Raw genomic sequence first — 13,630 nt, 5'->3', positions numbered from 1 at the left:
TGAACATCCTCCCTTGCGGCTCGGCCCGCCGCCTGAACCTATAGCGATACTAAAAATTAAGGACAACTATATTTTCGGAAATGCTGCTGTTATGGCCACCGAATGAAGAAACGCGGACCCTATGCAAAAGGCCAGGAAAGGCGGAACGAGATTCTGCGCGCGGCGGTCGAGGTTATCAGTCGTGAAGGCTATCGGGGCGCGTCGCTCAGTCAGATCGGCCGCAGCATCGGCATCGATAGCGCGCATATCATCTATTATTTCTCGTCCCGAGAGATGCTGCTGCAGGAAGTGCTGCGCATGTGGGACGAGGACAATGCAGCTCAACTGACCACAGGCGAGGATGTCTTTGCGGGGCTGGTGGAAGGGGCCAGGCGCAACACAAACAGTCCCGGGCTTGTGCAGCTCTATACCGCTTTTGCAGCCGAAGCGGTGGACGCGTCCCACCCTGCGCATGAGTTTTTCCAGGCGCGCTTTGCCGTCCTGCAATCCTATATCGCCGATGAAATCCGCAGGCGTCAGGCGGCGGGAATTGTGGCGGCCGCGCTGGACCCCGATCACGCTGCGATGATGCTGATTGCCCAGTCGGACGGCCTGCAGGTGCGCTGGCTGGTCGATCGTTCGATCGACATGGCCGCGGCGTTGGAAACCGAGATTGAACTGCTGCTTGGAAATGGCGAAGGGCGAAAATGACGGACGAATTTCGCACATTGTTCGATGGGAGCACGCTTGCCGGATGGCGGGCGATTCCACGCGTCTATGGCCGTTGGAATCCCGGCGGACCGGCCGTCACTGACCTGATGGCGCAATATGGGATCCAAACGCCTGCCGACCCGGAGGCGCATCCGGCGATATGGACGGTCGAGGACGGCGCGATCGTAGGCCGTCAGGCAAGGTTGGGCTATGGCGGTTATCTGCTGTCCGAAGAGACGTTCGGCGATTTCGAACTAGTGCTGGAGATGCGCCCCGACTGGCCTGCCGATACCGGTGTGATGGTGCGCCGCCAGCGCGACAGCTGGGAAGGTTTCCAGATATTGGTGGATCATCGTCCATCGGGCGGCATCGGCGGCTTTTACGGCAATGGGCTGGCCGGCTTTTCCGCCGTGCCTTTCGCGATCGACGCCGTGCTGGACAGCAAGGGTCTACCAATCGGTCTTAAGGTCGACGATCCTGCGACCAGCGCGGAACCGGTGACGCCAGACAAGATCAGGCGTCTATCCTATGCCGCGAAGGTGGAGGATTTCCTGACCGTCTGGCGATGGGGCGATTGGAACGAGTTGCGCATCCGCTGCGTGGGCGGCGCGTTGCCGGTCATCACGACATGGGTCAATGGACTGCAGATTGCGCAGGTGGATACCGCCGCCCTTCAATCGCCCGGCTATGACCCCGCCGCAGTCGGTGCCCTGTTGGGAGAGCGCGGACATATCGCATTCGAAGTGCACGACCATGATTCCAATTTTGGCGAGGCGCGTTGGGGACCTGGAGCGGCCTGCCGATGGCGGAACATCAGGATCAAAGAGGGCTAAAGAGTGAAGAACGAAAAAGATGGCCGGCGCCTGCGTTTTGCCCTGATCGGCGGAGGCCCCGGGTCCTTCATCGGCAGTGTGCACAGGATCGCCGCCGAACTGGACCGAGAGATAGAATTAGTCGCGGGCGCTTTCAGCAGTGACACTGCGCGATCGGCGGAAGCGGGGGCAGTTTTCCGGGTCGATCCGGCGCGCGCCTATCCCGACGTGGCGACGATGCTGAACGCGGAGGCGGTGCGGCCCGACGGGATAGACTTCGTCACAATCGCCACCCCTAATCATCATCACCTGCCTGCCGCGCGCGCCGCGCTGGAGGCTGGCATTGCAGTGATGAGCGACAAGCCGGCGACCGCGACGCTGGAGGAAGCGCGCGAATTGGCCGATATCGTGGCCGGAGCCGATGTACCCTATGCGCTGACCTACACCTATTCAGGCTATCCGCTGGTCCGCGAGGCGCGCGCGCGCGTCGCGGACCGCGCGATCGGCCGCGTGACGAAGGTGATCGTCGAATATCCCCAAGGCTGGCTTGCCACCGCGACCGACAGCAAGCAGGCGGCGTGGCGGCTTGACCCCAAGCGCGCAGGACCGGGTGGCTGCATCGCGGATATCGGCGTCCATGCCTTTCATCTGGCGGAGTTCGTGACCGGCCTTCGGGTGACGCAGTTGCTCGCAGATCTTGGGTCGGTGGTGCCCGGCCGTGCGCTGGACGACGACTGCCAGCTGCTGCTGCGCTTTGAAAACGGCGCGCGGGGTGCGCTGCTCGCCTCCCAGATCATGATCGGTGAACGCAACGGATTGCGCCTGCGTATCCATGGCGATCGTGGCGGGATCGATTGGCGGCAGGAAAGGCCCAACATGCTGGTCGTTCATCATAGCGACGGGCGCACGGAGCTGGTCCAGGCGGGCGATGCGTCGCTGGGCGCGGACGCAACGGCCAGGCTGCGGACGCCCGGTGGGCATCCGGAGGGCTATCTAGAAGCCTTCGCCAACCTCTATCGTGACTTCGCCATGTTGCTACGCGGGGGCAAAGCGCCGCTGTTACCAGGCATTGCCGATGGTCTGCGCGGCATGGCGCTGATCGAAACCGCCGTTTACGCCAGCCGCGATGAAAGCGGCTGGGTCCCTCTCATCGTCTGAAGGAACTTAAATGCGAACGATCAAGGGGCCTGGGATTTTCCTGGCGCAGTTCATCGGTGACGACGCACCTTTCAACTCGCTGGACGCCATTGCGGATTGGGCGGCGAGCCTTGGCTACAAGGGGTTGCAGATACCGACCAACGACCCGCGCTTCATCAATCTGGCCACTGCGGCGCGAAGCCAGGATTATTGCGACGAAATCCTGGGCAAGCTCGGCGGCAAGGGCCTGTCAATCACCGAGCTTTCTACGCACCTCCAAGGGCAGCTTGTCGCGGTGCATCCTGCCTATGACACGCTGTTCGATGGTTTCGCAGCGCCTGATGTCAGGGGGCGTCCAGATGCGCGACAAGAATGGGCCGTGGAACAGCTGAAGTTGGCGGCGCAGGCCAGTCGGCGGCTGGGCTTAACCGCCCACGCCACTTTCTCAGGCTCTCTGGCATGGCCCTATTTCTACCCCTGGCCCCAACGGCCCGCAGGCATGATCGAGGAAGCCTTTGACGAGCTGGCTCGGCGGTGGCGGCCGATCCTTGACACATTTGATGACAATGGGGTGGATGTATCCTTTGAAATCCACCCCGGGGAGGATTTGCATGACGGTGCGACGTTCGAGATGTTCCTGGACCGCGTCGATCAGCACCCGCGTGCCAACATACTGTATGATCCCAGCCATTTCGTGCTGCAGCAGCTCGACTATCTCGCATTCCTCGACATCTATCACAGGCGGGTGAAGAGCTTCCACGTCAAGGACGCCGAGTTTCGTCCTTCCGGCCGAACCGGAGTCTACGGCGGATATCAATCCTGGATCGACCGCGCGGGCCGCTTCCGTTCGCTTGGCGACGGGCAGGTGGATTTCGGGCAGATTTTTTCGAAGATGGCGCAATATGATTTTCCGGGCTGGGCTGTCTTGGAATGGGAGTGCGCGCTGAAGCACCCCGAGCAGGGCGCCAGCGAGGGGGCGCCCTTTATCGCGCGGCATATCATCCCTGTTACCGACCGGGCTTTCGACGATTTTGCCAAGGGCGGTTAACAGGCTGGCTTTGGCGCTCAGCCGAACGGCCGCTGATCGGACACGATCGACTGAGATGACCCGCGATCGCAAGAACCGATCCAAAGCTAGACTGGCTGCGACTGACTTGCATTAGTATATTTGATCCACTAGCGAGCGCAGCAAGCTAGGGGTTTGTTCATGCGCATCATCAGTTCTACTCTGCTCTCCACGACAACACTGTTGTCGGCCATAACCGCTAACGCGCAACCCGCGTCTGCTGAAGCCGAGGCCGAAGGGCGGATTGTCGTCACTGCGGCTCGCAGCATCCTTCCTGTTAATGCACTGCCGCTGACGATCGACGTGGTCGACAAGGAGACGCTCGACCAGCAGCTCGCGATTTCCGGTTCAGTGACCGACGCGATAGCAACCCTGACCCCGTCCTTCTCGCCCACCCGCCAGAAGCTTTCCGGCGCGGGCGAAACCCTGCGTGGTCGTTCGCCTCTCTACGCGATCAACGGCATCCCACAATCGACCCCGCTGCGCGACGGCGCCCGCGACGGCTTCACCATCGACGGCTTCTTTGTCGACCGGGTTGAACTGATCTACGGCTCCAACGCGCTACAGGGCATCGGCGGCACAGGCGGCATCGTTAACCAGGTCACGGTCGGCGCGCCGACCGCGGAAGGCCTAGGCGGCCGGGTTCTGTTGCAGGCCACGGCCGACAACAGCTTGCACTCCAACGGGCTCGGCTGGAAGGCCGGCGGCCTGTTCCAGTACAAGGCCGGCGATTTCGACGCGACGATCGGCGCTACCTATGAAAAGCGGGGCGTATTCTATGACGGTCAGGGCCGTCGCGTCGGCCTGAACCTGACGCAGGGCGAGACGCAGGACTCGCGGACGACCAATTTCTTCGCACGCCTTGGCTACGCGACTTCAGCGACAGGCCGGATCGACCTGATCGCCAGCCGCTTCGAGTTGAAGGGCAACGGGGATTTCGTAGCGGTCGCGGGCAACCGCAACGCCGGCCTGCCGACCAGTGCGGTCCGCGGCGCTCCTCCGGGCGATCCGGCCGCAAACCGCACCGAAAGCATCGCGCTGTCCTACACCGACACTGAGCTGCTCGGCGGCAATTTCATCAGCCAGATATTCTTCAACCGCTCGCGCGATACGTTCGGCGGCGAGATAGCGCCCATCGCGACCTTCCAGGACCCGGCTCTCGCGCCCGTCAACACGTTGTTCGACCAGTCGCAAAACCGCTCGCGCAAAGTCGGTGCGAAGTTCAGCTATGAGCGCGCGATTCCGGGCTTCGAAGCGCTGACTGCGACGCTTGGCTTCGACGCTCTGTGGGACAAGACCGAGCAGCGGCTGATCGCCACGGACCGCGTCTGGGTGCCCCCGGCCGAGTTCCGGAGCCTCGCCCCCTTCGCCCAGGCCAATCTCAAGCTGTTCGATGGTCTGGTGCGCATCGCTGGTGGCGCACGCTGGGAAAATGTCCAGATCAAGATCGACGATTATCACACGCTGGCGTCAACAACCTTTGTCGCTTGCTCGGCCAGCTTGCCGGCTGGCACGCCTTGCGGCACGTCGACCTATGGCGGCGTCGCTGTTGCGGGCGGCAAGCCGAAATTTGACGATCTTCTGCTGAACGGCGGCGTCATCATCGAACCATGGGAAGGCATCCGCGCTTATGCCAGCTATGCCGAGGGCTATACCGCCCCCGACGTGGGCCGCATCGCACGCTCCGTCAATCTTCCCGGCGTCGATATCGACAGCTACCTTGCCATTGAACCGATAGTGTCAAACAACCGGGAGATCGGCGTTGAAGTGAAGCGCGGACCGATCGACGCATCGGCCACCTATTTCTGGTCGTCAAGCGACAAGGGGCAGCTTCTGGTCCCGGGCCTCGGGCGCAACTTCGACGTGCAACGTCAGCGCATCAAGATCGAAGGCATCGAAGTCAATCTGCGCAGCGAGACACCGATCGAAGGGCTGAAGCTCGGCATCGGCTACGCTCATATCGAGGGGCGCTACGACAATAACGCGGATGGCGTGGTGGATACCGATCTAGATGGCGTGAACATCTCACCCGATCGCGTCAACCTATTGGCTACATTCAATCGCGGGGCGGTTTCGGCGATCGTCCAGACGCAATATTTCCTGTCGCGCACCTTTCATGCCGATCCGGGGCTCACGCAGCCCGACCGGCGCAACAATTTCGCAGGCTATCACGTCACGGACGCCAGCCTCCGCTATCAGACCGGCTTTGGCGGGCTGCGGCTGAGCGTGCAGAACCTGTTCGACAAATTCTACATCGACTATAGCAGCGACACGCGGCTGCCGACCGACAATCTCGCTTATTTCGCGGGACGCGGTCGCACCTTCACCCTGAGTTGGGATTATAGCTTTTGAAGACGCTCGATCTCCTGCATCGCTGGCTTGGCGGATTGATCGGCCTTGTTCTGGCGGTGTTAGGGTTTTCGGGTGCTTTGCTGGTGCATAAGGACGCCTGGGTGCTGCTGCCGCATGCATCCGACACCCAGGTGCAGGAAACGAACGCCATCGCTGCGGCCGTCGAACGCATCATGGCGGATCCTGCCACCCGTCCAGAGATGATCACCTTCGCCGGACAGGATTTCGGCCTCAACCGGCTGCGTTTCGCGGATGGTCGTGGCGCCTATACCGATCAAGCGGGCAATCTGGTTGCGCGCTGGAACAGCCAATGGGAGCGGCCGGAACTCTGGCTATTCGACCTTCATCATCATCTGTTTGCAGGCGACACGGGAGAATCGGTGATCGGCATCGCCGCAATCGCCGGGCTGTTCTTCATCATTTCGGGCATCATCCTGTGGACCCGCACGCGCAAGACGTTCGAGTTCCGCCTTTTGCCCAAGCGGATGAGCCGGCCGGCAATCCTGCGCCACCATCGTGATCTGGGGGTGGTCGCGGCACCGCTGCTGGTACTGGCGCTGTTGACCGGCGCCATATTGGTCTTCCGCCCGATGGCGGCCCTTGTCCTAGGACCCGCCGCCCCCGCCCAGATCGACGCCAGTCTCAAGGCGCCTTCCGTTCCGCATGTTCCGCTTGCGGCAAAGCCTGACTGGCGTGTTCTTATCGAGGAGGCCCGGGCGCTTTTCCCAAGCGCCGAAGTGCGCAGCCTGTCGCTCCCCCGGCAAGGCAGCGGCCTCATAACCTTGCGGATGAAGCGGCCGGACGAATGGCTGCCAAACGGGCGCACAACCCTGTGGTTCGCGGCGGATGATGGCCGTATGATAAAGGCTCGGGATGCTTCCCGCCTGCCTCAGGTCGTGAAGATCTACAACATGCTCTACCCGCTTCACGCCGCCAAAGTCGGCGGTCTAAGCTATCGGTTGGTAATGACCTTCGCTGGACTGGCATTGGGGCTGCTGGGGACGTTGACCCTCTGGTCATTTTGGTTCGCGAGAAAACGCGTCAAACGTCCGGTGCCGCAATTGATCAAGGTACATCGTTGAGCGCGGCCCATGACCACCGCCGGCGGGGGAGCGAGTTCACGCCACTTTGATGTTCGTTTCGAGGAACGACAACCTCGCGAGGTAAAGGCAAAAAGTGGCGCATTGCTGTTACCATTTTTTAAATGTGGGCGCTGCGAACGTTCGGCTTACCTCGGTTTCTGATCTTGAAGCCGACATTCGCGAAAGTCTCAACCCCAGCCTTCCCCGCTGATCTCCGACTAAGATCTGATCTCTACCGCGTACGTGCCCGCGCGACCACGCCCCTGAAGCCCTAAAGTAGGTCCGGCATTTACAGGCAAGCTCGCGCCGCACTGGCAGACCAACTTGGCCGAACGCGAGCCCTTCAGCGGAAATCGGGGATAGCTTGGCGGACGAAAATCGAAGAGATGGCGCGAGAGCTTCACCGGCATATGGGTCGTAGAAATGCCGGGACGAAAAACCAATGAACCTCAGTGATCGATGTCCATCCGAACGCATCAGGGCCGCGTATCCGACGATGCGCGGCCCTGGCGTTCATCTTATCGAAGGCGCTACTAGCGAAAATGGGGGCGGTAGTCGTCGGAGCTACTTTCTACGGTCATTTCTACGCCGGACTGCCATCCTCCTCTTTAGGGTCAAAATCGACGGCATCCTCATCCTCGTCGCGCGTCTGAACGTAAGTTCCCGACGCCTCATCAGGGTTGATCTCTGGTGGATCGGCGAACTCCGCTTCAAGCTCTTGGAAGCGCCGTTCGATCTCGCCGGTCCAGTAAAACGCAACCCCCTCCTTTTTCCTTTGCCGCTTCTTCGCTTTGCTGGGACAAGGCCGCAAAGAGCCCCAAGCGTTCGAAGAAATTAACCAGTCGCACCTGATCAAGCCCCTTGCTCTTCAGAGCCTGCATCATCATTTGACGTGCTAACAACTGGACGGCCTTAATCTGAGCCGGTTGACCGGGCGGATTGACATCAACAATCTCATTAGCCGCGGCAATCAAGGTGGTGAGGAAATCATCGGGCGGCGGCGCCTGCTTCTTGGGCCGGCCATTGGGATTTCCCGACTGCCCCTTCGCCATAATAATCCCCCGGTTATGTGTTGCTGTTCAAGTTGTTGCTGGTCGCGTATTCATTCTTCGGCGTCACTCTTTGCCCGTTCAGTGGCAACATCAGCAAAGCTGAGGCCGCTTTCGAGATGGATTGCTTCATGTCCGGTCAGCGTCTCCCACCGGCGGATGGCGCTATCGACAAAGCGAGGCTCAAGTTCGATGCCATAGGCGCGCCTGCCGGTCCGCTCTGGAGCGATGATGGCGGTGCCCGAACCCGTGAATGGATCGAGCACGATGTCGCCGCCATGCGAAACGTCCAAAATCAAATCTCCACCAGCTCCACAGGCTTGGGCGTCGCATGGGTCTTGAGCGGGGCCGCCGCTGAACTGCCAGGCTTGTTGGCACCAGGATGATGCTGCACATTTGCGCGATCCCGACCAGTTTTGCCGAGCTTAATATTGTTCACTACAGGCGTGGGACCATCGCAATAAACATGGATCTGTTCGAATGCATTGCGGTAAAGCGAGCCCATACCGCCGCTGCCCTTGTCCCAGATGACCATCTGGATCAGCTGAAGTTTGGCGTCTTGAGCTGCAAGGACGAGAGTATGGCTCTGCCGCCAGTCCATACATGCGAGGATGACTGAAGCCGGTTGCGTAAAGCTACGGCAATAGTCTAGAAATTGGCGCAGGAACTCCTGGAACTGGGGCGGGGACATCTCCCCGCAGGCCATGGCAAAATCCTGATGTTGTGCTTTGCCATTGCCGCTGACGAATCCTTCAATTTTGCAATTATATGGTGGGGTCCGTCAAAACCATGCGCGCACGCTCATCGCCAAGCTGCCCGGCATAACACTCGTGCAGAAGCGCGTCGCCGCAAAAGAGCCGGTGCTTGCCAAACTGCCACAGGTCGCCAGGAACGGTGACTATGGGCAAATCAGTTTCAGCGTCCGCCTCGTCTTCAATGATGATGCCGTCTGCGCTAATGAGAATTGGGACGCAAAAACCCATCACGGAAATCGAGCGGCACAGATTTTCAACATGTCCGCATTCCGATTTACGCAGCCGCCGCTTGGCGGCCTTGAGGGTGGCAGGCGCGCGATATTTCAATTCTAGCTCCGGCAAGAGGTCGTCACGCCCCATGACGCTGACTGCCGACCTCAGCTTCGTCTCATCGGCCAACTGCCGCCGGCGGTCGCGCGACCTGGCATTGACCGCCTCCTTGACCGACTGCCTCCCCTTATTAACAATCGTGTAGCCCATCATCTTTCCCCCACAAGTCGGCGAGCAGGCTCGTCGGCAGACCAAAATGGCCCGGAAGGAAAGAAGGAAGGCACGCGCACATCCATTCTCCCGGCCCTTGACCGGTCCAATTTCTATGAGCTACCTTCCTTGGTGCTGCTCCCAGGCAGCGCATGGCCACCTGCACTGAGCCAAGAGAGCAAGTCTCGTCTCGCGTTCAGCAGGACCTATAAATCGCAATTGAGGGTCTTGTGACAAGCTCTTTTTGAAGACAAAGCTAAAATGTAGGTCGGCGGCAGCCTTGCCGAGCGGAGGAGCGGAGATGCTGCATGACACCTGTTATTCACCTGTTCCGCACCTGTTTTCTGGGCAGATCAGAGACTGAAATGCAATGCGCAACAATGCCCGTAATTCCGCGGACACTTAGCGCTCCAGGGTGCTAAAACTGCGGCAACTGACAAGCTGCTGAACACCTCTTTCGCGAATAACAGGTGGAACAGGTAGACGGCTTCGCTTAGGACTGGGTCCTCAGCCAAAGCATTCTTTCTTTTCAATATGTTAATCGCAGTCCTTGTACTCGCATGGAGAAGGGCGCGGTTCCGCGGCCTTTTCCTTTGCGGTCAGAAACTTGGTACTCAAGACCGGACTTTCGCACGACATTCCAATAAAAAACGCCCCGCGTCTCACGGGGCCCTTTCAGGTGGTACCGGATTTTGCGAAGCGGGGTTTCAGAACCCCAGCGCCTGACGCTGGCTGCGCCAGTCGAGCGGAATGCGTGGCAGCTGCATCATGCGCCGCGTCGTTAGAGCTGGCGGATGCCGTCCATCCAGGATTGCGCTGACGATGTCGGGCGCGAGGAAAGCGAGCCGGGCCAGGCGCTCCAGTTTCAGATCGCGCGGCGCTGCCTCGCCATCCGCAAAAGCTGTACCCGGGCAGATTCCGCCTTGCAGAGCAGCGCAACCAGCGTCGGATTGACCTTGGGCAGATGCTGATCAGCGATCACCTCGCGCTCGAACTGAGCAAAGCTCAGGAGCACGTTGAGCGTCAGCCGCCCCATGCTGGTGGTGGTGTTGAACTGCTGGGTGACCGACACGAACGACACGCCTGCCGCGTCGAACACATCGACGATGCGGGCAAAGTCATTGAGGCTGCGGGTCAGGCAATCGACCTTGTAGACGATGACGATGTCGATCTTGCCCGACTGATATCCGCGAGCAGCCGGACAAGTGCCGGGCGCTCCATGCTGCCGCCTGAGAAGCCGCCATCATCATAGAGGGCAGGCAGCACCGACCAGCCCTCGCCCCTTTGGCTGAGCGCATAGGCAGCGCAGGCTTCGCGCTGTGCGTCCAGGCTGTTGAACGCCTGGTCGAGCCCCTCTTCGGTCGATTTGGGGGTATAGATGGCGCAGCGCAGGCGCTTCTTCTGGGTCATGGCTTCACCCCCAAGGAGCGCGGCCCTGACCGGTGGGCGCCGGTGATGTGCAGGGCGAGCACCGACAGGGAAGTGAAGCTCCTGCCTCTATAGGTGCACGTTCCCTTCTCTTCCATCAGCACATGGCGGCTATCGCCCCCCATTCCCGCACCAGCCGGGTGCCAGGCTGAAGCGCTGGCAGGGTGCTACTCGCCCGTCTACCGCACCCATTAGCCGCTGGCGCATGCGTTCCCCTGCCCGCCTTGGTCCCTGCACTGAACATCATAGGTGAGCGCGGGCCAGCAGGCTGGGGGCGACCGGTGGCGGATCCTGACCATGGACCTTGCGCCACTCCGCTTTGAGCGCGGTCGGCTTCATGGCTTCGATCTCAGCGACACGCGCCGCAACCCCGCGCATCAGGCCTGACTCCCAAGATGATAGCAGGTGACCTCGCCCCGCTTGCGTTTGTCAATCGAATGCGTGGCGCCGGTCAGCGCACCCAGGGTGGCGCCACTCTCTCGCCCCAGCATCTGTAGCACCAGCGCGGTCTTGGTGTGAGCAACCGGTGCCATGGACACTGCATCAGTCGTTGCAAATTGTTCTGGCAGAGATGGGGCCACGTTGGGCGCCGTCACCGGTGCGAGCGTCGGCGCTCCACTCAGCTCCGGCTTCTCCACCTCAACCGCGATCCCAGCGCGACCGGCGTCGGTGATTACCACGCCGATCGCGCGGCGGCCCTCGCTGCGCCAGGCATCAGCGCTCTTCTTGATCGGCACCTCTTGCGCAAGACCTGGCGGATGAGCGACTCCACCGCCTTGCGGATGCGCGCGGGCCCCTCCCCTAGCGTGTCGGGTGGTGGGAGCAAACTGCCATCGTCACGCTGGGCGGCGGTGGCTCGGCGGATGATGTCGATGCCCCGCCGCTGGTCGTCCTTGACGGGATCAAGGCCGTCCAATGCCTTCGAAGCATAAAGAAGGGCGGTGCCGCCGCCGGGTAAAATGCCTTCCTCCACTGCGGCCCGGGTCGCATGCAGAGCGTCCTCCACCCGATCCTTGCGTTCCTTGACCTCCAGCTCCGAAGATCCGCCGACCTTGATGACGGCAACGCCGCCGGCCAGCTTGGCAAGACGTTCCTGGAGCTTTTCGCGATCATAGTCGCTGCTGCTGGTCTCGATCTGCGCCTGGAGCGCGGCGACGCGCGCCTTGATGGCTTCCGCGCTGCCGGCACCGTCGACAATCGTGCTGGTATCCTTCGTGATCGTCACGCGCTTGGCGGTGCCCAGCCCGTCCAGCGTGACATCCTCCAATTTGATGCCAAGATCCTCCGTTACAACGTCGCTTGCCGTCAATATGGCGATGTCCTCCAGCATCGCCTTGCGCCGATCGCCAAAGCCCGGCGCCTTGACCGCGGCGACCTTCAGCCCGCCGCGCAGCTTGTTGACGACCAGCGTCGACAGCGCATCCCCCTCGACATCCTCGGCGATGATGAGCAGCGAACGGCCTGATTTCGCAACTGCTTCCAATAGCGGCAGCATGGCCTGCACATTGCCCATCTTCTTCTCGTGGATCAGGATGACCGGGTACTCCAGCTCGACCGTCATCTTCTCGCTGTTGGTGACGAAATGGGGCGACAGATAGCCTCGATCGAACTGCATGCCCTCGACTACGTCCAGTTCGAACTCGACGCTCGCTCCTTCCTCGATGGTGATGACGCCTTCCTTGCCGACCTTCTCCATCGCCTCGGCGATCCGGTTGCCCACCACCTCGTCGCCATTGGCCGAAACGATGCCGACCTGGGCTATTTCCTGATTGTTCGATACCGGCTTGGACCGCGCCTTGAGCTCGGCGACGACGGCGGCAACGGCCAGGTCGATGCCGCGTTTGAGGTCCATCGGATCGATGCCCGCCGATACCGACTTCGTCCCTTCCCAAACGATCGCCTGCGCAAGGACGGTCGCTGTCGTGGTGCCGTCCCCGGCAAGATCATGCGCTCTGGACGCCACGGCACGGATCATCTGCGCGCCCATATTCTCGAACTTGTCCTTGAATTCCATTTCCTTTGCGACGGTGACGCCGTCTTTTGTGATCCGCGGCGCTCCAAAGCTCCTGTCGATGAGGACATTGCGCCCCTTGGGCCCCAAGGTCACGCGCACGGCATTGGCGAGAATATCGACGCCACGCGCGATGCCTTCGCGGGCCTCGTGCGCGAATTTCAGGTCCTTGGCAGTCATGGTTTGAGTCCGACTTTCCTGGCGCTGGTCCGCGACGGAATGTCGCTTTCACAAGCGGAAGCCAGCGCTACCAAATAGCGAACTGGCAGGCCTAAATGCAGGCCGCCGATGACCCTGCTATGCGCCCAGCGGCAATCGAAGACAAGCTGGACCCGCTATGTCGGCGCCGATCAGCGATCCGTTAGAATGGGTGACGCCATCACTGCCATGAGCAGAAATAATTTTGTGTCGCAGATGGAATAGTAGGCACTTCCAGCAGGGATGTTTCTCTCGAATTTTTGAGGGCACGTCATGTTGTATGATTGTCGATTAAGCCTATATGGAAGTCATCAAGTGCATAGCAACGTAGGCGCTCTTGACTGAGAGACCATCGCGCTCCCGCTTACCCAGGGAGTGACACATGGATCTCAATCAGCTTTATTTCGATCATCAGATTTTGCTCATGCACGCCGCCGACGCGATCAGTGAGCCGGCACGCCGCAAGCATCCGGCCGCCGCGGGCACTATCGGTGATCAGATCTTCGACTTGCTTTCCTCGAAAAGGGCCGATGCATCGCTGAGTTGGCTGCCTTGGACGGATAGGTCTTG

At 60.8% G+C, this 13,630-nt stretch carries 14 protein-coding genes and 2 pseudogenes; 7 read left to right on the top strand and 9 right to left on the bottom strand.

Annotated elements, in window-relative coordinates; translation table 11 throughout:
• The first annotated feature begins 102 nt into the window (after positions 1-102).
• From NCHOL11_RS15505 to NCHOL11_RS15480, 6 genes are all read left to right on the top strand, one after another.
• On the top strand, positions 103-690 hold the full coding sequence (locus NCHOL11_RS15505) for a TetR/AcrR family transcriptional regulator (protein ID WP_097093483.1): 588 nt from the start codon (positions 103-105) through the stop codon (positions 688-690).
• On the top strand, positions 687-1,523 hold the full coding sequence (locus NCHOL11_RS15500) for a 3-keto-disaccharide hydrolase (protein ID WP_097093482.1): 837 nt from the start codon (positions 687-689) through the stop codon (positions 1,521-1,523). Before NCHOL11_RS15505 ends, NCHOL11_RS15500 begins: the two co-directional genes overlap by 4 nt.
• A 3-nt stretch (positions 1,524-1,526) precedes the next feature.
• Positions 1,527-2,660, top strand: a complete 1,134-nt coding sequence (locus tag NCHOL11_RS15495; RefSeq protein WP_097093481.1) for a Gfo/Idh/MocA family protein — start codon at positions 1,527-1,529, stop codon at positions 2,658-2,660.
• A gap of 10 nt (positions 2,661-2,670) precedes the next feature.
• Positions 2,671-3,687, top strand: coding sequence for a sugar phosphate isomerase/epimerase family protein (locus NCHOL11_RS15490; protein ID WP_097093480.1), 1,017 nt, complete (start codon positions 2,671-2,673; stop codon positions 3,685-3,687).
• Positions 3,688-3,846: 159 nt separating this feature from the next.
• Positions 3,847-6,057 (top strand): TonB-dependent receptor, encoded by a 2,211-nt coding sequence (locus tag NCHOL11_RS15485; RefSeq protein ID WP_097093479.1) that lies wholly within the window; start codon positions 3,847-3,849, stop codon positions 6,055-6,057.
• Positions 6,054-7,139, top strand: coding sequence for a PepSY-associated TM helix domain-containing protein (locus tag NCHOL11_RS15480; protein WP_097093478.1), 1,086 nt, complete (start codon positions 6,054-6,056; stop codon positions 7,137-7,139). The genes NCHOL11_RS15485 and NCHOL11_RS15480 overlap by 4 nt, the downstream gene beginning before the upstream one ends.
• Before the next feature lie 710 nt (positions 7,140-7,849).
• Here the strand turns inward: NCHOL11_RS15480 and NCHOL11_RS15475 are convergent.
• The 9 genes and pseudogenes from NCHOL11_RS15475 to groL form a co-directional block, all read right to left on the bottom strand.
• Positions 7,850-8,191: a DUF5681 domain-containing protein gene (locus tag NCHOL11_RS15475; RefSeq protein WP_097093477.1), complete on the bottom strand. Its 342-nt coding sequence runs from the start codon at positions 8,189-8,191 to the stop codon at positions 7,850-7,852.
• Between the two features lie 50 nt (positions 8,192-8,241).
• Positions 8,242-8,481: a DNA methyltransferase gene (locus tag NCHOL11_RS15470; RefSeq protein ID WP_176502316.1), complete on the bottom strand. Its 240-nt coding sequence runs from the start codon at positions 8,479-8,481 to the stop codon at positions 8,242-8,244.
• Positions 8,482-8,483: 2 nt separating this feature from the next.
• Positions 8,484-8,945 carry a DNA methyltransferase gene (locus tag NCHOL11_RS15465; RefSeq protein ID WP_097093475.1) on the bottom strand — a complete coding sequence of 154 codons (462 nt, stop codon included), beginning with the start codon at positions 8,943-8,945 and terminating at the stop codon, positions 8,484-8,486.
• Between the two features lie 7 nt (positions 8,946-8,952).
• The gene (locus tag NCHOL11_RS15460) at positions 8,953-9,426 is read right to left on the bottom strand and encodes a hypothetical protein (RefSeq protein ID WP_097093474.1); all 474 of its coding nucleotides are present in this window, start codon (positions 9,424-9,426) and stop codon (positions 8,953-8,955) included.
• An 862-nt stretch (positions 9,427-10,288) separates the two neighbouring features.
• Positions 10,289-10,833, bottom strand: a pseudogene (locus NCHOL11_RS15455) (recombinase family protein).
• A complete protein-coding gene (locus NCHOL11_RS18675; protein WP_255254886.1) occupies positions 10,830-10,949 on the bottom strand; it encodes a DUF2924 domain-containing protein in 120 nt (39 codons plus the stop codon). The pseudogene NCHOL11_RS15455 and the gene NCHOL11_RS18675 overlap by 4 nt, the downstream one beginning before the upstream one ends.
• Positions 10,950-11,094: 145 nt before the next feature.
• Positions 11,095-11,229: a hypothetical protein gene (locus tag NCHOL11_RS18670; RefSeq protein WP_255254870.1), complete on the bottom strand. Its 135-nt coding sequence runs from the start codon at positions 11,227-11,229 to the stop codon at positions 11,095-11,097.
• Positions 11,229-11,588 carry a hypothetical protein gene (locus NCHOL11_RS15445; RefSeq protein WP_097093473.1) on the bottom strand — a complete coding sequence of 120 codons (360 nt, stop codon included), beginning with the start codon at positions 11,586-11,588 and terminating at the stop codon, positions 11,229-11,231. Before NCHOL11_RS15445 ends, NCHOL11_RS18670 begins: the two co-directional genes overlap by 1 nt.
• Positions 11,589-11,695: 107 nt before the next feature.
• Positions 11,696-13,042 (bottom strand): annotated as a pseudogene (gene groL / locus NCHOL11_RS15440) (chaperonin GroEL); the annotation flags it as partial.
• Positions 13,043-13,442: 400 nt separating this feature from the next.
• Between groL and NCHOL11_RS18245 the strand changes: the two are divergent.
• A partial coding sequence (locus NCHOL11_RS18245) for a hypothetical protein (RefSeq protein ID WP_176502315.1) occupies positions 13,443-13,630 on the top strand: 188 nt, incomplete at its 3' end.

This window comes from Novosphingobium sp. Chol11 (assembly GCF_900218065.1).
GTDB classification, from domain to species: domain Bacteria; phylum Pseudomonadota; class Alphaproteobacteria; order Sphingomonadales; family Sphingomonadaceae; genus Sphingobium; species Sphingobium agri.
This window is presented reverse-complemented; position numbering and strand designations above follow the sequence as displayed.

Bases quoted from the DNA above. Each gene is read 5' to 3' on its own strand.
- NCHOL11_RS15505 (WP_097093483.1), top strand. From the start codon at position 103: ATGAAGAAACGCGGACCCTATGCAAAAGGCCAGGAAAGGCGGAACGAG.
- NCHOL11_RS15500 (WP_097093482.1), top strand. From the start codon at position 687: ATGACGGACGAATTTCGCACATTGTTCGATGGGAGCACGCTTGCCGGA.
- NCHOL11_RS15490 (WP_097093480.1), top strand. From the start codon at position 2,671: ATGCGAACGATCAAGGGGCCTGGGATTTTCCTGGCGCAGTTCATCGGT.
- NCHOL11_RS15485 (WP_097093479.1), top strand. From the start codon at position 3,847: ATGCGCATCATCAGTTCTACTCTGCTCTCCACGACAACACTGTTGTCG.
- NCHOL11_RS15475 (WP_097093477.1), bottom strand. From the start codon at position 8,191: ATGGCGAAGGGGCAGTCGGGAAATCCCAATGGCCGGCCCAAGAAGCAG.
- NCHOL11_RS15460 (WP_097093474.1), bottom strand. From the start codon at position 9,426: ATGATGGGCTACACGATTGTTAATAAGGGGAGGCAGTCGGTCAAGGAG.
- NCHOL11_RS18675 (WP_255254886.1), bottom strand. From the start codon at position 10,949: ATGGAAGAGAAGGGAACGTGCACCTATAGAGGCAGGAGCTTCACTTCC.
- NCHOL11_RS18670 (WP_255254870.1), bottom strand. From the start codon at position 11,229: ATGCGCGGGGTTGCGGCGCGTGTCGCTGAGATCGAAGCCATGAAGCCG.